Below are 17,551 nucleotides of genomic sequence, written 5' to 3'. Positions count from 1 at the left end.
ACGCTATCGTGCGCGGTGGTGGCGGAGCCGGCGCCTTGCGCGTGCGAGCGCGGCGAGGCCTGGGCCGGGCCGCCGCCGGCGGGGCGCGCCGCCAGGCTCGTTCCGCCGGGGCCGGCCAGCAGCGCACCGCCCATTAGCAGGCCGGTCAGTCCCAACACTTCGGCAAGCACCAGTCGGCGGGGGCGGGCGGAAGTGCGCGGCATCCTGGTGGCTCCCGGATCAGGCGGTTTCGCTGACAGCCTGTGCGGCCGTGGCATCCGTATCCTGCAGCCGGCGCCATAACCGGCCAAGGTAGGGATCGTCGACGCCGTTGGTGGCAAGGCCCAGCAGCGTCTGCTGCAGATATTCGCGCGCCGGCCCGTAGAGGCCGCAGGCGTGACGCAGGCGCGCGACCACGCTGTCGTCGGGCAGGCGCCCGGCATAGGCCTCATGCGAGCGGTTCATCACGAAGGCCAGCGCGCGCTGCGGCGGGCAACCGTTCATCTTTATGTTGAGCCAGCGCGGATGATAGGCGCCGGTGAGCATCTCGCGGCGCCACAGCAGGCGGAACTCCTGCTCGATCATGTGATGGGGGATGCGGAAGACGACGCCCTGGCAAGAACCGCCACGGTCCAGGCCGAGCACCAGGCCGGGGTTGTCCCAGGTGCCGCGATTGATGCGCGAATACAGGTAGAAGCCGCGATGGTACCCGTGCACGCTGGCCAGCCGGCGGTCCGTGTGAATCACCATCGGGTTCCAGATCAGCGAGCCGTAGCCGAASACCCAGACATCGCCTGCCAGCCCGGGCGTATCCGGCCGCTGGTCCAGCGTAGCGCGTAGCGAGCGTTCGAAAGCTTCTTCGGGAAGTAGCGAGGAAGCCACCGGCGTGCTGCAAAGTGAATCACGCAGCCGATCCGTTTCGAGATCTTGTCGGGTGATGGCCATGGTGCAAGCATAATCCAAAGCCGCGCGGCAGGCGGCAGGGAAACCACATGGCGTGCAGAAATCTCTGCAAGCTCCGGCTGGTTGTATGCGATAGACAACGGTCATGCCGAGATTCGGCAGGTACCCTTGGCCGGCCAATCTGCCAGGGCGAGGTGGCGGTACCGGCCGCTATGTCTTTACAATGTGGCATCAACCAGGAGATCAGGCTATGGCGCGCACGCTCACGGTAGTTTTCGGTACCGGCAAGGAATTTGGCTTCACGATTGGCGACGCCGAGCTGGCGGCGGTTACCGAGGACGCTGGCTGGCGCTGGTTCGACCGCGAATATGCCGAACTCGATTGCCAGGCTTCCAGCCCGGTGGGCAAGGTGCTGGTGATCGACAAGATCCTGAGCGTGGCCAAGTTCTCCGGCGAGCAGCGTTTCGCCAGCGATGCCGCCTGGGCCCAGGACTATGCGCGCCATGCCGCGCGCCTGCTGGACCGTGACAAGGTGCGGGTCGACGTGAGCAGCGCGGCGATCAGTTTCTGAACGCACGGGCCGGAATGCAAGAGGGGCGCCCGCGGGCGCCCCTCTTGCTTGTGCCCATCCGCGCGGGATGGGATGCCGGTGAGCGCCGCCGGGGCGGCGCCAAGGCGATCAGACCGCCAGCAGTTCCACTTCGAACAGCAGCGTGGCGTTCGGCGGAATCACGCCGCCCGCGCCGCGCGCGCCGTAGCCCAGATCGGCCGGGATCACCAGGCGGCGCGTGCCGCCCACCTTCATGCCTTGCACGCCTTCATCCCAGCCGCGGATGACGTGGCCGGCGCCCAGCGGGAACACGAACGGGTCGTTGCGGTCCTTGCTCGAGTCGAACTTGCGGCCAGCCTGGCCGTTCTCATAGAGCCAGCCGGTGTAATGCACCGTGACATGCTTGCCTGCCGTGGCTTCGGCGCCTTCGCCGGTGACGGTGTCTTCATATTGCAGGCCGGAGGGAGTGGTATTCATGGATGGCTTCCTTGTGCTGTATCAGCGAGGGTCACGGGTTCGGTGAGGCCGGCGGCATGCCGGCCGCACCGGGCGGATGGGTAATTCTGAACCTGGTAATGCTGGTAACGCGAAAACCGCTCGGGAGCCGGGCTTAGCCCTGGGGCTGTTGCAGGACCTCGAGCGTAATGCGGACGTTGTGGTCGTCGTCGCTGACCCAGATCTCGCTGTCCTGGATCGTTACGGACAACCGCATGGYGCGCTGGGCCAGGGCGGCGAGTGCTTCCACCGCCTCGGCCGGCACATTGTAGATGGTCACGTTGCGCAGCTTGCCGGCCTTGCCGGCCATGCCTTTCCACCATTCGCGCGCGCTCGCGCCATTGTAGGTGAACACGGTGACGCGATCGGCGCGCGCGGCGGCGCGCTTCAGGCGCGAGTCGTCCGGCTGGCCCAGCTCGATCCAATGCGCGATCTCGCCGGTCAGGGTCTTTTCCCACAGGTCCGGCTCGTCGGGCTCGTCCAGGCCGCGGGTGAAGATCAACGTCTCGCTGGCTTCGCAGGCAAAGGCCAGCAGCCGCACCATCATGCGCGCATCGTTCTCGGACGGATGCTTCGCGATGGTCAGGGCGTGGCTGCCGTAGTAGGGCCGGTCCATGTCGGAGACGGACAGTTCGGCCTTGTAGATGGTGGATTTAAGTGCCATGAAGGAAGCGGGAGCGGCAAATGCTGCGAGAAGCGAAAGGCCGCATCATACGTGAATCGGACGCGGCGTTCGCAACGACACCRTACCGGGTGCCTGCCATGCCGCCTGGAGTGGGCTCAGGCGCCCACGGCGCCCAGCGCGATCGCGCTCAGACTGGCGGCTAAGCCGGGCTGGTTTTGCCAGGCTTCGCCCAGCAAGTGGCCGGTGCCGGGCAGGTCGATCACCTCCACCCGTTCGGCCAGGCCGGCACGGGCGGCAAGCGCGTCGGCAATGCCCGCGGGGATGACTTTGTCTTCGGCACCGCGTACCAGGGTCAGGCGGCCGCGGAATTGCGCGATCCGTTCAAAGGCGAGCGAGGCGCGCCAGCTGCCGGGCGTGCGCAGTAGGGTGGTAAAGGCTGGGCCGAAGGGCAGTTCGAAAGCGGCGGGGTCATAGGCGGCGCCCACCAGTGTCAGCAGCCGGTCGATCCGGTTGCGCGGATCGGCGGCCAGCCGCACGGCGATTTCGCCGCTCATGCTGATGCCGATCAAGGCGCGGGGACCAGCGCCATCCAGATGGGCCAGCGCCGCCTCGGCTTCGCGCTGGCGCTTGGCCAGCGAGTTGGGCGTGCGCGCCGAGCTTTCGCCGTGGCCGGAAAAATCGAAGGCGATGCTGCCCACGCCCTGGGCGGCGAGCGCTTGCCGCAACGCCAGCCAGCGCGCGCGGTGGCTGGTGCCGGCGCCGTGCAGCAGCAGGCAGTTCGCGCCGTTGCCGGTGTCGATGCGGTCGGCGGCCAGTGTCTCGGTGCCGGTTTCGATGTCAAAGCGCTGGGGTGTGCTCATGGATGGCCTGGCGCGAACATTGGCGCCGCGATGGGCGCCGCTCGCTTTAGCGGGACTTTCGGTAATCGCTCAGGTAGTAGCGCAGCAGCGCCGAGGCCAGGTTCAGGCAGAGAAAGGCGATTGCCACCACCATGGCGTGGCCGGCGGGACTGTCGATCTGCCCCGACAGCGCGAGCCCTGCCAGCCAGCCTCCCACCGGCAGGATCAGCAACGGCACCAGCAGCGCGCGGCGGCCATAAGTGCGCAACGCCCAGGCGGGAAAGCGGCGCAGGAATGCCATCGGGATGCTGCACATCAGGCAGGCGCCCGCAGCCGCCAACGACGCCGCCACCACATCCCCAAGTTGAATCGTGATCATTGTTTTCGGGTTTCCCGTTCAGGCGGAAACCGGGAAAAATGGCCCCGCCGGAAAAATGCAAACCGCTGATTTTACAGAAGAAACCGGCTCTTCAGGCGTCGCCGGGTCGACATCTGGCGGTGTTGTGGAAAACTATATGTGATGCTTGTGTTACTTAGGTGCCGACGCGGCCGGCATGGCTTCCACCGAAATCGTCAGGACCACACTATCGCTCACGTCGGGCAGGAAGCGCGTCATGCCAAAGGCGCTGCGCGACAGTACCGCGCGGAAGTCGCCGCCGCAAACGTGGCGCTTGATGCCAAACAGCGAGATGTCGCCACAGCTGAAGCGCTCGGCTTCCAGCCGCAGCGGTTGCGTGACGCCGTGCAGGCTCAGTTCGCCCTCCACGGCCACCAGCCGGCCGCCGTCCTGCACGAAGCGGTTGGCGCGCAGCCGGACCACCGGGAAGTTCTGCGCATCGAGGAACTGGGCCGAGCGCAGGATGCCGTCCAGCGTGCGGTTGCCGGAATCGACGGAGTCGGCGTCGACCGTAAAATCGATGGCGCCGCTGCCGCTGGTTTCGTCATAGCTGATGCGGCCATCGATCTTGCCGAATCGACCGCGTACCGAGGTCCGCTCGAAATGGCTGGCGGCGAAGTACACCGCGGTATGGGTCGGGTCCACCGCGTAGCTGGCCGGCTCGGCCCGCGCCGTGCCGGCCAGGGCCGGCGCCAGCAGGCAGAGCGCGCAAAGGATGGCAGGCAGGTAGCGCATGATCGCTCTCCCCGGTGTTCTCAGTGCACCAGCACCGGCAGCAGGAAGATGCCAATCGCCGACAGGAAGCCGATGGTCCAGCACAGCGTGCGCAAGGTGGCGCGATCAGCCAGGTAGCACACCGTGTACAGGATGCGCGCGGCGACAAAGACCAGCGCCAGCTCGTCGATGCGCGCGGCAGGCGCCTGCAGGTGGGTGGCGCACAGCACCGCCGCGGCGAATAAGGGGAAGGCCTCGAAATGGTTGCGGTGCGCCATGTCGGCGCGCCGGGCGCGTCCGGCCTGTTTTTCCAGCCAGCCGCGCGGATCGTGGTTGTCGAAGGCGTTTCCGCTCGCCTTGGCGATGCCAACCGTCACCACGGGCAGGATGCCTGCCACCAGCACACACCAGAATGCGATCGGCATTGTCATTTCCTTTGCTTGGAAGCACGCGCCCGATGGCCGGCTGGCCGGCCGCCGGGCATACCGGCGGCCGGGGCGGTCAGGCCGCCACTACCCGGATCTTCACGCCGGCCACGCTGACCACCTGGCCGGCGCGGATCTTGGCGGTCTTGCGCGATTCCACCGCGCCGTCGACCGACACTTCGCCGGCCGCCACCAGCGCCTTGCCGGCGCCGCCGCTGTCGCACACGCCGGCCACCTTGAGCAGGTCGTTCAGGGCGATATGCTCGCCCTCGAGCGGGAAGGTTACGGTTTGCATGGGCTTACTTCCCCCAGCTGTCGCGCAGGCCGACGATGCGGTTGAAGACCGGCTTGCCCGGCGTCGAATCGACCCGGTCGGCCACGAAGTAGCCCTGGCGCTCGAACTGGAAGCGGTCTTCCGCGGCGGCTTGCTGCAGGCCGGGTTCCAGGTAGGCGGTGACGATCTTCTTGGAGTCCGGGTTCAGCGCGTCGAGGAAGTTCTTGCCGCCGGCATCCGGGTTGGGGTCGTTGAAGAGACGGTCGTACAGCCGCACCTCGGTTTCATAGGCATGCGCCACGCTGACCCAGTGGATATTGCCCTTGACCTTGACGCTGTCCGCGCCCGGCGTGCCGCTCTTGGTCTCGGGCAGGTAGTTGGCGTGCACGGCGATCACCTTGCCGTCGGCGTCGCGGTCCACGCCCGTGCATTCGATCACATAGCCGTAGCGCAGGCGCACCTTGCTGCCGGGGGTGCCGTCCTTGGGCGCGAACAGGCGGAAGTAGCCCTTGGGCGGCGCTTCGCTGAAATCGTCGCGCTCGATCCACAGTTCGCGCGACAGCGGGAACACGCGCAGGCCCAGCTCCGGCTTCTTGGGATGCACGGGCGCCGAGCAGTCTTCGCTCTGGCCTTCGGGGTAGTTGTCGATGATCAGCTTGAGCGGGTCCAGCACCGCCGCGCCACGCGCCGCGCGCGCATCGAGGTCGTCGCGCACGGCGCCTTCCAGCGTGCTCATGTCGATCCAGCTATCGGACTTGGCCACGCCGATGCGATCGCAGAACAACTGGATCGATTCCGGCGTAAAGCCGCGCCGGCGCACGCCCACGATGGTGGGCATGCGCGGATCGTCCCAGCCGTCCACGCGGTTTTCAACGACCAGTTGCAGCAGCTTGCGCTTGCTGGTGATGGCGTAGGTCAGGTTCAGGCGGGCGAATTCATACTGGTGCGGCAGCGGATCGCTGAACACGCCGCATTCGCGCAGCTGGGCCAGCACCCAGTCATACAGCGGGCGGTTGTTCTCGAACTCCAGCGTGCACAGCGAGTGCGTGATGTTCTCCAGCGCGTCCGAGATGCAGTGCGTGAAGTCGTACATCGGGTAGATGCACCACTTGTCGCCCGTGCGGTGGTGATGCGCGTGGCGGATCCGGTAGATCACCGGGTCGCGCATCACGATATTGGGCGCGTTCATGTCGATCTTGGCGCGCAGCACGTGCTCGCCGTCGGCGTACTTGTCGTCGCGCATGTCGCGGAACAGCCGCAGGTTTTCCTCGACGCTGCGGTCGCGGAACGGCGAGGGCGTGCCCGGGCGGGAGAAGTCGCCGCGGTTGGCGGCGATCTGCTCGGCGCTCTGGCTGTCCACGTAGGCCACGCCGCGCTCGATCAGCTTTTCGGCGAAGGCGTAGAGCTGGTCGAAGTAGTCGCTGGCGTAATACAGGTGGGGCTGCTGGCTGCCGTCCTTGGCGGTGCTGTCCCAGCTGAAGCCGAGCCAGTGCACCGCGTCGATGATGGAGTCGACGTATTCGGTATCTTCCTTGACCGGGTTGGTGTCGTCGAAGCGCAAGTGGCAGCGGCCACCGTAGTCGCGCGCCATGCCGAAGTTCACGCAGATGCTCTTGGCGTGGCCGATGTGCAGGTAGCCGTTGGGCTCCGGCGGGAAGCGGGTGATGACGGGGGGCAACGGCTCGCCCTGGGCATCCTGGCGGCCGGCGTAGGTGCCGGCGGTGAGGTCCTGGTCGATGATGCTGCGCAGGAAATTGGATGCGGCGGGCGTGTTGTCGTTGGCTTTGGGGTCGTTGCTCATGGTGGCGCCGGTGGGCGGTTAAGTCAGGGGCGGGGCGGCGGCCGGCGTCTGGCGCGCAGCCCGCCGCGCTGCTCGATTGCATGGCGGAATGCCGGATCGGGTGATTTTACCGTGCCGGCGGCCAGAGTCGTGCAATCTCCGCGCGGCAGCGCAAAAACAGCCGCCGCGGCCTAGGATGGAGGGAGCGCATCCGTCCCCTGGAGCATCGCCGCCATGCCGACTTCAACCCCGACTCCAACCCTTGCCCCTGCCTCCCGCCCGACCCCGGCCGAAGCCGTGGCCGGACTCTGGCAGGCCGCCGGGATGCCCGCCGCAGCGCTGGGCCGGCTGCAACTCACCGGCACCGACCCGGTGCTGCCGTCGTCCTTTGCCGTGGGCACCGCCGCTCAGGCCAGCCTGGGCGCCGCGGCGCTCGCCGCCGCCACGCTGTGGCAACAGCGCAGCGGACGCTGGCAGGATGTTGCCATCGACATGCGTCACGCCCTGGCCGAATTCCGCAGCGAGCGCTACCTGCGCGTGGAGGGCGGCCCGGCGGCGGAGATGTGGAACAAGATCGCCGGCGCCTACCGTTGCGGCGACGGGCGCTGGGTGCGCCTGCACACCAACTTCCCGCATCACCGCGACGGCGTGCTGCGCATCTTGGGCTGCGCCCATGAGCGGGCCGCCGTGGAAGCCGCCCTGCAACGGTGGGAGGCCGAGGCCTTCGAGGCTGCCGCCTCCGAAGCCGGCCTGGTGGTGGCCGCCATGCGCAGCTTCGAGGAGTGGGACCAGCATCCGCAGGGGCAGGCGCTGCGCGGCCTGCCGCCGTTTACCCTGGAGCGGATCGGCGAGGCGCTCCCGGAGCCGCTGCCGACGCTGCCCGCTGCCGGCGCGCGCCCGCTGTCGGGTGTCCGCGCGCTCGATTTCACGCGCATCATCGCCGGCCCGGTGGCCGGGCGTACCCTGGCCGCGCATGGCGCGGACGTACTGCTGGTCACCTCCGCCCACCTGCCTGCCATCGAACCGTTGGTGATCGACACCGGGCGCGGCAAGCGTGCCTGCCAGCTAGACCTGCGCGATGCCGACGATAAGCGTGCCTTGCACAAACTGTTGCACGGCACCGATGTGCTGGTCCAGGGCTACCGGCCGCATGGCCTCGCCGAACTGGGCGTGGGGCCGGAGGCGGCGGCCCGGGCGCGGCCGGGCATTGTCTATGTGACGTTGAGTGCCTACGGGCACGTCGGGCCGTGGGCCGGCAAGCGCGGCTTCGATTCCCTGGTGCAGACCGCCACCGGCTTCAACCATGCGGAAGCGCAGGCAGCCGGCAGCGACGAACCGCGTCCGCTGCCGGCCCAGGTGCTGGATCATGCCGCCGGCTACCTGATGGCGCTCGGCGCCATGGCTGCGCTGCACCGGCGCGCCGTCGAGGGCGGCAGCTGGCATGTGCGGGTATCGCTGGCGCAGGTTGGCCAGTGGCTGCGTGGCCTGGGGCGGGTGGAAGGGGGATTGCAGGTGCCGGACCAGCGGCTTGAGGATGTGGCCGACCTGATGGCGACATTGCCGTCGGGCTTCGGCGAACTGAGCGTGGTGTCGCATGCGGGCCGCCTGTCGGAGACCCCCGCGTACTGGGCGCTGCCTTCGGTGCCGCTGGGCACGCATGCGCCGGAGTGGCTGCCGCGCGCCTGAGCGGCGCGCGGGCGGGGGGGCAGCTGTTGCGTTGCAGCCGGCTTTAGCGTTTCAGGCGCCCGTCATGCGCGCCATCCACGCTGCCATGTCGCGCTCGATCGGGCTGCCTTCCTGCTGGGCGGCGAGAATGCGGGCGCGGTCGGCCGCGGGGCGGTTCTGGCTGAGCTTGAACTTGGCTTCGACTCGCGTCGGCACGATGCGCAGGCCGACAATCGCACCCAGCATCTTCTGCTGGAAATCCTCCGGCAGCTCCCGCCATTGCGCGGCGTAGCCGGGCTCGTTCTGCGCGATCAGGCGCTTGAGCAGCGCATCCTTGGCATCGGCGTCGTGAAGCGTGGCGATTTCCGCGTACACATGCACGGCGACGTAGTTCCAGGTCGGCACCGACAGCTTCTGCTCGTACAGCGCCGGCGAGACATAGCCGTGCGGGCCCTGGAACACCAGGAGCGCGCGCGGCGTCTGCTCCAGCCAGCGCCAGTGCGGGTTGGCGCGCGCCATATGGCCTTCGATCCGCCAGGCGTCGCCGCTGCGTTCCGCCACCACCGGCAGATGGGTGGCGAACGGCAGCCCGTCGGCGTCATTGCCGATCAGGGTGGCGAAAGGGTAGCGGCGCATGACTTCGTCGATGGCGTCGCTTTCGGTGCTGGCAAAGTGGGCTGGCGTGTACATGGGCTCGACTCAATACAGGGTTTGCTTCATCCGGGCGGGCTGCGACGCGTCGTACGCGACGCCGTCGAAGGGATTCCGGCTCACGGCGGCCAGGATGGTGCCGTTGCTCGGCAGGCTGCTGCGCGCCACCTGTGTCTGCGGGTCCCACAACCTGGATCGCACCAGCGCGCGGGCGCACTGGAAGAACACCGACTGGATCGAGATCACCAGCACGGTAGCCGGCGCCTTGCCATCCACCATGCAGCGCGCGATCAGCGCCGGGTCGACCGAGACATGGGCGGTGCCGGCCACCCGGATGGTCTCGTCCACGCCGGGAATCAGGAACAGCAGGCCCACGCGCGGGTCCGCGATGATGTTGCGCAGGCTGTCGAGGCGGTTGTTGCCGCGCCGGTCCGGCAGCAGCAAGGTGCGCTCGTCGAGCACCTGGACAAAGCCGGGCGCGTCGCCGCGCGGCGAGCACTCGGCATACTCCCCGCCCACCGTGGAGAGCAGGCAGAGCGGGGCGGCCTCGACAAAGGCGCGGTAGTGCGGATGCAGGTAATCGACTTCCTTGGCGAGCGAGGCCTCGCTGGCCTGGGCGTAGTGGGCTTCCAGTTCGGCCAGCGTGGTCAGGGCGTGCGGCGTGGTCATGTCGGTGGGCGCGTGCGGGTTGCGCGTCAGGGCTGATGGGCGGGGCGGATCTCACTGTAACGCAGCTGCGCGTGGTTTGTCGCGCTTGCCCGCCCCGCGCCACCATGCACGATTGGGCTGCGTGTTACAGGTTGATGGTGCCGCGGCCCAGTTCGATCACGCGTCCGCCCACGCGGATGGCCTGCCCGGCGGTCACTTCCAGCCGCAGCGTGCACGGCCGGTCGACCGCCTCGCCCTGCGCGATCTGGTATCCGGCCGGTAGCGCGTGGCCGCTGGCGATCAGCCAGCCGCCCAGGTTGGCGCAGGCCGATCCGGTACCCGGGTCCTCGGCCACGCCACCGCCCTGCTTGGTGAAGAAATAGCGCGCCACCACCTGTTCCGGCCGCGTCGGATCGAAGGCAAAGACGTAGGCGGTCTTGCGGCCCAGGCTGCTCTGCGGCCAGGACGCCAGCCGCGCGCTGTCGGGCTGCGCGCGGCGCACGGCGTCGACATGCTTCACAGGTACCAGCAACTGGTCGGCGCCGGTGTCGACCCACATCGGCGAAGCCGGCAGGTCGGACTCGGCAAGGCCGAGCAGGGAGGCCATTTCCGCATCCGGCAGGCCGGCCGGTGCCGTCTTCGGCTGGCCCGCATGCGGCGCAGTGAAGGTCCACACATCGCCCTGCGCGGTCACCGGAACCACGCCCGCCTTGAATTCGAGCGTGAGCGCGTCGCCGGTAGCGGCCAGGTCGCGCACCACATGCGCCGTGCCCAGCGTGGGATGGCCGGCAAAGCGCATCTCATAGCCCGGCGTGAAAATCCGGACCTGGGCGCTGGCTTGCCCGGAGGGCAGGATGAAGGTGGTCTCGGACAAGTTGAACTGCAGCGCCAGGGCTTGCATGGTGGCGTCGTCGAGCCCGCGCGCATCCTCGAATAYGCACAGGGGATTGCCGCCGAAAGTGGATTCGGCGAAGACGTTGAGCAGGCGGTAAGCGTAGGCGGTCATGGCTGTTCGGGCTGGAAGTGGAAGGGGCCAGTGTAAATCGCCACCCGGCGTACGCCATGCACAGTCGAAGGGATGGCTGGCAGGCCAGTTGCTGACAGTTGGCCTGGGTGCGGGACCGGCAGGGCCCGATCCATGCGAGGCCGGCGTCCGTGCGGCCGGTTCCGGCATGACCGGATTTCCGGCGAATCCGGAAGAACCTAGGGGTATTCGCTGCTAAATGCGAATACTGGCTGACGGTATAGTAGCGGCGCCGGTGGCTTGTCTCGGTCCGGCCAATCCAGCATGAAGGCCACCGGAGGATGCCCATGGCGAGCAAGACGGACTTGTTTGGTGGCTTGGCCACGACGTTGAGCGTATGGATCGCGGCGGCGGCCGGGCTTGCCTGTCTCTCATCGGCGGTCGCGGCCCCTCTCTCCTTCGCATCGTCTCCCGCCGAAATCGCAACGACCGTGCTCGAGGATGAACCCGGTACCGTGGCGGTGGGCATCTGGCGGGACAAACAGGATCGCTACGCCGTACAACGTCGTCGCGTGGGCGCGGCCAGTGAGATCGTGGAGGGCGGCGATCCGGAAGCACAGCCGTTATTCGAGATCGGCTCCATCAGCAAGTTGTTCACGGGCCTGCTGCTCGCACAGGCGGTCGAGCGCGGCGACCTGTCGCTGGACGACAACCTCGGCAAACTTCTGCAGGGCCACGCTGCGCTGAAGCCGGAGACCGCCGCCATCACGCTGCGCCAGCTCGTGACGCACAGCGCCTGTCTGCCCCGCGAGCCGCAGGATTTTCCCGGCTACGGGACCGAAAACCCGTTCTCCCGGCATGACCGCCGGAAGCTGCTTGCCGGTCTTTCCGGGCTGACGCTGGAACACGCGCCGCCCTGCGGCGCGGCGTACAGCAATCTGGGGATGGGCTTGCTCGGGCAACTGCTTGCCGACCGGTACGGCAAGCCTTGGGATGTGCTTGTGCGCGAGAACATCACCGGACCGCTGGGCATGCGCAGCACGTTCCAGTTCCCGGGGCCGCAGGCCAAGGCGCTCGCGCCCGCCTATAGCCACGAAGAGACCCGGGCGCCATGGGACTTCGATGCATTGTCGGGCGCCGGCGCGCTGCGCTCGACGGCCCCGGACCTGCTCATCTTCGCGCGCGCCATGATGGCAGGCAGCGCCGGGCCGCTCGGTCCGGCGGCGGAACGGGCGCTCACGCCGCTGGCCCGCTACCGTGGCGAGGAGATCGGCTACGCTGTGCTGATCCGCGGGCCGGCCGGCCATCGCACGTATTACCACGACGGACTGACAGGGGGCTATCGCGCCTTGCTGGCCTTCGCGCCGGACACGCAGGAAGCGGCCGCCGTGCTGGTGAGCAATACCCATGCGCCTTCATACAAGGTCCTGCTGGGCATCACCGCCAGCCGCTACCCCACCATGCCGGCGGCGCCCGCGCTCGCGCCTGGCGTGCTGGCGGAGTACGGCGGGATCTACCAGGTCGACAAGAGCAATTACGTCACTATGGTGCCGCAGGATGGCACGCTGTACCGGCGCGCCACGGGCGGGGGGTTCCGCCCGCTATCGCCGGCCGGGCACGACACCTTTGTCGACACCGAGGTCGGCGTGCAGTATGTGTTCCGGCGCGAAGCCGGCGAGATCGTTGGGTTGGACTATTCGCTAGGCGGCGCCGGCTATTCCGCGCTGCGCACGAAAGCGGCCGCGCCGGCGATTGCCGTCGTGCCGCTCGACAGGCAACAGGAATACGTCGGCCGCTATCGTAGCCAGCGGCTGATTCGCACGGACCTGATCTTTGATATCCGGGCCGAAAACGGGCAGCTCGGTGTGCGATCCGGAAACTGGCTGCGCAGGCCGGTGTTCCCGGTGGCAGCGCAGGCCGACCGCTTCGTCTACGAGAACGGACTTGCCCAACTCCAGTTCGAGCGCGATGCGGCGGGGCAGGTCACGGGCGTTGTCCTCTACGAGAGCGGTGTGATTCGCCTGCGCCGGATGCCTTGAGGCCGATGGCGTGCCCCGGGACGCCAACCGCCAAAAAAAAAGCGCCCACGTTGCCGCGGGCGCTCTCCCAGTACTGCTATCGGGAAGTCAGAAACCTACTGCCTGTCCATCGCGCCGGCTGTCGCTGGCGGCCACGTAGCCATGCTCGGCGTCTTCCGACAGGCGCCAGATGAACTGTCCCGAGCCGAAATCCATGTAGGGATCGTCGACCGACTTGAGCTGGTGGCCGCGTGCCTTGAGGCCCGCCACCACGGCCGGATCCATGGTGGATTCGATGTCCAGCGTGAAATCCCGGTTGACCTTCCAGCGCGGCGCGCAGCAGGCGGCCTGCGGCTGCTGGTTGTAGTCCACCATCCGCACCACGGTCTGCAGGTGGCCCTGCGGCTGCATGTCGCCGCCCATCACGCCGAAGCTCATCACCGGCTGGCCGTCCCTGGTGAGGAAGGCAGGGATGATGGTGTGGAAGGGGCGCTTGCCGCCAGCCACCACGTTGGCGGACTTCGGGTCCATCGAGAAGCCCACGCCGCGGTTCTGCAGGCTGATGCCGGTGCCGGGCACGACCACGCCTGAGCCGAAGCCCATGTAGTTCGACTGGATGAACGAGATCATCATGCCGTTCTCGTCGGCTGCGGTCAGGTAGATGGTGCCGCCGACCTTGGGCATGCCGAAATCGAAATGCGTGGCGCGATCCATGTCGATCAGCCTGGCGCGCGACTTCAGGTAGTCGTCGTCGAGCATTGCCTCGGGCGTGACTTCCATGCTGGCCGGGTCGGCCACATAGCGGTAGAGGTCGGCAAAGGCCAGCTTCATCGCCTCGATCTGCAGATGCTGGGACTCGACCGAATCCACCGGCAGCGAGGCCATGTCGAACTGGTTGAGGATGCCGAGCGCCACCAGCGCGGCAATGCCCTGTCCATTCGGCGGAATCTCGTGCAGTTCATAGCCGCGGTAGGACTTGCTGATCGGCTTGACCCATTCCGGCTTGTAGTTGCGCAGGTCGTCGGCCGTCATGGCGCCGCCGCATTCCTTGCTGAAGGCAGCGATCTTCGCRGCGATCTCGCCTTCGTAGTAATCGCGGCCATTGGTGTCTCCAATCTTGCGCAGTGTCTCGGCGGCGGCCTTGAGCGTGAATTTCTCGCCCACCTTGGGGGCGCGGCCATTCGGCATGAAGGCCTCGGCATAGCCGGGCTGGTCCTTCAGTTCGGGCACGGCGGCGGCCCACTTGTGCGCCACCACCGGTGGCACGGCGTAGCCGCGCTCGGCGATCTCGATGGCGGGTTCCATCAGTTCGGCGAAGGGCAGCTTGCCGAAGCGCTCATGCAGCGCGGCCCAGCCGGCGATCACGCCGGGCACGGTGACGGCGTCCCAGCCGCGCACGGGGCGGTTGGCGATGCCATTGGCGTCCGTGCCGTACTTGTTCTTGAAATACTCGGGGCTCCACGCCGCCGGGGCTACGCCCGAGGCGTTCAGGCCATGCATTTCCTTGCCGTCCCACAGGATGGCGAAGGCGTCGCTGCCCAGGCCGCACGAGACCGGTTCGACAATGGTGATCGCCGCCGCTGCCGCGATGGCCGCGTCCACCGCGTTGCCGCCCTTGAGCAGCATGCGCAGGCCGGCCTGCGCTGCCAGCGGGTGGGAGGTGGATACCACGTTGCGCGCGAACAGCGGAATGCGCACGGAAGGGTAGGGATTGGTCCAGTTGAAGTTCTGCATGCTTGCCTCGGTTCGGTTCGCTGTCCTGGCGGGGGGGCCGTGCCTGTCGGCTCGCCAGGATTCGCGCTTGTATTGGCGCCCGCCTCCCGCATCGGCGGGGACGGGGCGTACGGCGGAAGTCGCTGTGACTCCGGCGCCGTTATTCCACGGTGATCTTGCGGTCCTTGATCAGCTTACCCCAGCGCGCGCTGTCCTTCTTCACCATGGCGGCGAACTGCGCCGGCGTGCCGCCGACGGGTTCGGCGCCCAGCTTGCCGAGGCGTTCCTTCACGTCCGGCGACTGGATCGCCTTGTTGAATTCCGCATTGAGGCGGTTCACCAGTTCGGCCGGCATTTGCTTGGGGCCGTAGATGCCGAACCAGGTATCGGACTCGAAGCCCGGCAGGCCGGACTCGCTGACGGTGGGGATCTCGGGTGCCAGCGGCGAGCGCTTCAGGCTGGTCACGGCCAGTGCCTTGAGCTTGCCGTCCTTCACATGCGGCAGGCCGGAGACGATGCTGTCGAACAGGATCTGCACCTTGTTGGAGATCAGGTCGGGCACGGCCAGCGCGGTACCGCGATACGGGATGTGCGTGATGAATACGCCGGCCTGCGCCTTGAAGGCCTCGGCGGTCAGGTGCACCACGGTGCCGTTGCCGCTGGACGCGTAGTTCAGTTCACCTGGATGCTTCTTGGCGTAGTCGATCAGTTCCTTGACGTTCTTTACCGGCAGGCTGTTCGGCACCACCAGCACGTTGGTGGCGATGGCCACCTGGCTGATCGGCGTGAAGTCGGTCTCGGTGTTGTACGGCAGGCGGGGGTTGATGTACGGCCCGATCGAGTGCGTGCTGGTGGTGGCGATCAGCAGCGTGTAGCCGTCGGCCGGGGCCTTGGCGGCCATGTCCGAGCCGATCGCGCCACCCGCGCCGGGACGGTTGTCGACCACGATCTGCTGGCCCATGTTGGTGCCCACTTTCTGCGCGATGGCGCGGGCCAGCAGATCGGTGGCGCCGCTGGCCGGGAACGGCACGATCAGGCGGATCGGCTTGTTCGGATAGGTGTCGGCGAGTGCCGGGACGGCGCTCAGCGCGAGGCCGGTGGCGAGGCTCGTGCCAAACAGGCGCAGCCAGTGTTTCATGGTGATCTCCGGATCTGGAAGCAAGGCAGTGCGGGCCGGTGCCGGCCTTCGGGCAACGCACCGCGCGCAGGCCGAGGCTGGTGGCGCCAGGCCCGCGTTGATGGTGCTGCGCATCATTATTCCGTGCAGGGCATCATAATGAAAGCTAATATTTCTTTCTTGTGTCTCAATGTTTTCTTAAGTATCGGCATGGCCGGTCTGCCTCATTTCGCGAGCCCTTCCCATGAGCACCATCCGTTTCCTGCGCACTTTCGTTGCCGTGGCCGACCACGGTTCCTTTGCCGCTGCCTCCGAGCGGGTGGCGCTGACGCAGGCCGCGGTCAGCTTGCAGATGCGCGCGCTGGAGATTGAGCTGCGCCGCGAGCTGTTCGACYGGGGTGGCAGGGTGGTGGCGCTCAATGCCGGCGGCCGCGAGCTGTTGCCGCAGGCGCGGCGCATGCTCGCGCTCTATGACGAGATGCGCTTGCCGCCTGAAGCGCCGGACGCGATGGCCGGCGCGGTGGCGGTGGGGGCGGTGGTCTCGGTGATGGGCGGGCTGTCGCATGTGGTGGCGCGCATGAAGCGCGAACATCCGGCGCTGGACGTGCGCCTGGTTGGCGCCAAGTCGATCGAACTGGCGGCCCAGGTGGAAGCGGGCGAGCTTGACGCGGCAATGCTGGTGGAGGGGACTGGCCGGCTGGCCGGCACCCTGGCGTGGACGCCGCTCTACCAGGAGCCGCTGGTGGCGATTGCAGGGCGTGACAGCCCGGGGGCGAACGCGCGCGAGGCGCTGGCGGCCAACCCCTTCCTGCGATTCGACCGCGGCCAGCGCACCGGCTTGCTGGTGGAGCGGGCGCTGCGCCGCGCGCACCTGCGCGTCAACGAGTTCCTGGAACTGAACTCGATCGAGGCGCTGGTCGAACTGGTGCGCCAGCAGGTGGGCGTGACCGTGGTGCCGCTCTTGCAGCGCGCGCGCTGGCGGGAGGACGAGGCCTTGCGCATCCTGCCCCTGGAAGTGGGCGGCGCCCCGGTGATGCGTACCATCGGCATGCTGGAGCGGCGCGACCATGCGCGCCGGCATGTCGCGGCGGCGGTGCGGGAGGCTTGCGCGGGATTGTTCGATGCCCCGGGCGGCGATGGCGTGGCGGCGCAGCCGTGAGGCGAAGCAGCGCACTTCTCGTGGCCATGGAAGCGAAGCAGGCATAAAAAAAGGTGCCTGGCGGCACCTTGAGGGTCTTGCTGGCACGGTCGCTCGCGGCCGGCACGTTGGCTGGCCGCGGGACTTGCTGGATTATTCTTCCTGGAACGCTTCTTCGCGCTTGTTCTTGATCGACGGCAGCGCCACGATCAGCACCAGCACGGCGGCGGCGATCAGCAGGCCGAGCGACAGCGGACGGGTCACGAACACCGTGAACTCGCCACGCGACAGCAGCAGGGAGCGGCGGAAGTTCTCTTCCATCATCGGTCCCAGCACGAAGCCCAGCAGCAGCGGAGCCGGCTCGCATTTCAGCTTGATGAACAGGTAGCCGATCACGCCGAAGGCCGCGGTCTGGAACACGTCGAAGGTGGTGTTCTGGACCGAATACACGCCGATGCAGCAGAAGGTCAGGATGGCCGGGTACAGGTAGCGGTAAGGCACCTTGAGCAGCTTGACCCAGATCCCGATCAGCGGCAGGTTCAGGATGATCAGCATGAAGTTGCCGATCCACATCGAGGCGATCAGGCCCCAGAACAGCGCGGGGTTGCTGGTCATGACCTGCGGGCCCGGCTGGATGTTGTGGATGGTCATCGCAC

General features: G+C 67.6%; 20 protein-coding genes and 1 pseudogene. 5 read left to right on the top strand and 16 right to left on the bottom strand.

Going from position 1 to position 17,551, the window contains the following annotated elements:
• A pseudogene (locus AC1DKD_RS26165) lies at positions 1–203 on the bottom strand (ankyrin repeat domain-containing protein); the annotation flags it as partial.
• A gap of 16 nt (positions 204–219) precedes the next feature.
• Positions 220–924, bottom strand: a complete 705-nt coding sequence (locus AC1DKD_RS26160) for a gamma-glutamylcyclotransferase (RefSeq protein ID WP_441624772.1) — start codon at positions 922–924, stop codon at positions 220–222.
• Between the two features lie 208 nt (positions 925–1,132).
• On the opposite strand from AC1DKD_RS26160, the gene AC1DKD_RS26155 reads away from it, so the two are divergent.
• Positions 1,133–1,453, top strand: a complete 321-nt coding sequence (locus tag AC1DKD_RS26155; RefSeq protein WP_035864014.1) for a hypothetical protein — start codon at positions 1,133–1,135, stop codon at positions 1,451–1,453.
• A gap of 108 nt (positions 1,454–1,561) precedes the next feature.
• Here the strand turns inward: AC1DKD_RS26155 and AC1DKD_RS26150 are convergent, their stop codons facing one another.
• The 4 genes from AC1DKD_RS26150 to AC1DKD_RS26135 form a co-directional block, all read right to left on the bottom strand.
• On the bottom strand, positions 1,562–1,909 hold the full coding sequence (locus AC1DKD_RS26150) for an FKBP-type peptidyl-prolyl cis-trans isomerase (RefSeq protein ID WP_035864016.1): 348 nt from the start codon (positions 1,907–1,909) through the stop codon (positions 1,562–1,564).
• Between the two features lie 133 nt (positions 1,910–2,042).
• Complete coding sequence (locus AC1DKD_RS26145) at positions 2,043–2,591, bottom strand: YaeQ family protein (RefSeq protein WP_477143871.1); 549 nt, start codon at positions 2,589–2,591, stop codon at positions 2,043–2,045.
• A gap of 116 nt (positions 2,592–2,707) precedes the next feature.
• Positions 2,708–3,412 (bottom strand): alpha/beta hydrolase, encoded by a 705-nt coding sequence (locus tag AC1DKD_RS26140; RefSeq protein WP_477111649.1) that lies wholly within the window; start codon positions 3,410–3,412, stop codon positions 2,708–2,710.
• Between the two features lie 46 nt (positions 3,413–3,458).
• Positions 3,459–3,770, bottom strand: coding sequence for a hypothetical protein (locus tag AC1DKD_RS26135; RefSeq protein WP_477111648.1), 312 nt, complete (start codon positions 3,768–3,770; stop codon positions 3,459–3,461).
• Between AC1DKD_RS26135 and AC1DKD_RS26130 the strand changes: the two genes are divergently transcribed.
• Positions 3,763–3,912 carry a hypothetical protein gene (locus AC1DKD_RS26130; RefSeq protein WP_441624763.1) on the top strand — a complete coding sequence of 50 codons (150 nt, stop codon included), beginning with the start codon at positions 3,763–3,765 and terminating at the stop codon, positions 3,910–3,912. The genes AC1DKD_RS26135 and AC1DKD_RS26130 overlap by 8 nt on opposite strands.
• Positions 3,913–3,920: 8 nt before the next feature.
• On the opposite strand, the gene AC1DKD_RS26125 is transcribed toward AC1DKD_RS26130, so the two are convergent.
• The 4 genes from AC1DKD_RS26125 to AC1DKD_RS26110 all read right to left on the bottom strand — a co-directional run bounded on the left by AC1DKD_RS26125 (position 3,921) and on the right by AC1DKD_RS26110 (position 7,002).
• Entirely contained in the window at positions 3,921–4,523 is a 603-nt protein-coding gene (locus AC1DKD_RS26125) for a YceI family protein (RefSeq protein WP_441624761.1), read from the bottom strand.
• A 20-nt stretch (positions 4,524–4,543) separates the two neighbouring features.
• Positions 4,544–4,927 carry an MAPEG family protein gene (locus tag AC1DKD_RS26120; RefSeq protein WP_441624759.1) on the bottom strand — a complete coding sequence of 128 codons (384 nt, stop codon included), beginning with the start codon at positions 4,925–4,927 and terminating at the stop codon, positions 4,544–4,546.
• Between the two features lie 76 nt (positions 4,928–5,003).
• The gene (locus AC1DKD_RS26115; RefSeq protein ID WP_043348411.1) at positions 5,004–5,222 is read right to left on the bottom strand and encodes an RNA-binding S4 domain-containing protein; all 219 of its coding nucleotides are present in this window, start codon (positions 5,220–5,222) and stop codon (positions 5,004–5,006) included.
• Between the two features lie 4 nt (positions 5,223–5,226).
• A complete protein-coding gene (locus tag AC1DKD_RS26110; protein WP_441624756.1) occupies positions 5,227–7,002 on the bottom strand; it encodes a glutamine--tRNA ligase/YqeY domain fusion protein in 1,776 nt (591 codons plus the stop codon).
• A gap of 213 nt (positions 7,003–7,215) precedes the next feature.
• On the opposite strand from AC1DKD_RS26110, the gene AC1DKD_RS26105 reads away from it, so the two are divergent.
• Positions 7,216–8,667 (top strand): CoA transferase, encoded by a 1,452-nt coding sequence (locus AC1DKD_RS26105; protein WP_477102307.1) that lies wholly within the window; start codon positions 7,216–7,218, stop codon positions 8,665–8,667.
• A 51-nt stretch (positions 8,668–8,718) separates the two neighbouring features.
• On the opposite strand, the gene AC1DKD_RS26100 is transcribed toward AC1DKD_RS26105, so the two are convergent.
• The 3 genes from AC1DKD_RS26100 to AC1DKD_RS26090 all read right to left on the bottom strand — a co-directional run bounded on the left by AC1DKD_RS26100 (position 8,719) and on the right by AC1DKD_RS26090 (position 10,951).
• Entirely contained in the window at positions 8,719–9,336 is a 618-nt protein-coding gene (locus AC1DKD_RS26100; RefSeq protein WP_441624752.1) for an FMN-binding negative transcriptional regulator, read from the bottom strand.
• Between the two features lie 9 nt (positions 9,337–9,345).
• Positions 9,346–9,966, bottom strand: coding sequence for a pyridoxamine 5'-phosphate oxidase family protein (locus tag AC1DKD_RS26095; RefSeq protein ID WP_477102306.1), 621 nt, complete (start codon positions 9,964–9,966; stop codon positions 9,346–9,348).
• 124 nt (positions 9,967–10,090) lie between these two features.
• Positions 10,091–10,951 (bottom strand): PhzF family phenazine biosynthesis protein, encoded by an 861-nt coding sequence (locus AC1DKD_RS26090; RefSeq protein ID WP_477143870.1) that lies wholly within the window; start codon positions 10,949–10,951, stop codon positions 10,091–10,093.
• 305 nt (positions 10,952–11,256) lie between these two features.
• Between AC1DKD_RS26090 and AC1DKD_RS26085 the strand changes: the two genes are divergently transcribed.
• The gene (locus AC1DKD_RS26085; protein ID WP_477102305.1) at positions 11,257–12,948 is read left to right on the top strand and encodes a serine hydrolase domain-containing protein; all 1,692 of its coding nucleotides are present in this window, start codon (positions 11,257–11,259) and stop codon (positions 12,946–12,948) included.
• Between the two features lie 87 nt (positions 12,949–13,035).
• Here the strand turns inward: AC1DKD_RS26085 and ggt are convergent, their stop codons facing one another.
• Together ggt and AC1DKD_RS26075 are read right to left on the bottom strand one after the other, a co-directional pair.
• Positions 13,036–14,661, bottom strand: a complete 1,626-nt coding sequence (gene ggt, locus AC1DKD_RS26080; RefSeq protein WP_477102304.1) for a gamma-glutamyltransferase — start codon at positions 14,659–14,661, stop codon at positions 13,036–13,038.
• 139 nt (positions 14,662–14,800) lie between these two features.
• A complete protein-coding gene (locus AC1DKD_RS26075; protein ID WP_441624740.1) occupies positions 14,801–15,778 on the bottom strand; it encodes a Bug family tripartite tricarboxylate transporter substrate binding protein in 978 nt (325 codons plus the stop codon).
• A 223-nt stretch (positions 15,779–16,001) separates the two neighbouring features.
• On the opposite strand from AC1DKD_RS26075, the gene AC1DKD_RS26070 reads away from it, so the two are divergent.
• Entirely contained in the window at positions 16,002–16,916 is a 915-nt protein-coding gene (locus tag AC1DKD_RS26070; protein ID WP_477143869.1) for a LysR substrate-binding domain-containing protein, read from the top strand.
• A 132-nt stretch (positions 16,917–17,048) separates the two neighbouring features.
• Here the strand turns inward: AC1DKD_RS26070 and AC1DKD_RS26065 are convergent.
• A partial coding sequence (locus AC1DKD_RS26065) for a tripartite tricarboxylate transporter permease (protein ID WP_477111646.1) occupies positions 17,049–17,551 on the bottom strand: 503 nt, incomplete at its 5' end.

It is taken from the genome of Cupriavidus sp. 05T313 (assembly GCF_056396665.1).
The sequence above is the reverse complement of the archived record's forward strand: the minus strand, read 5'-3'. Positions and strand labels throughout refer to the sequence as shown.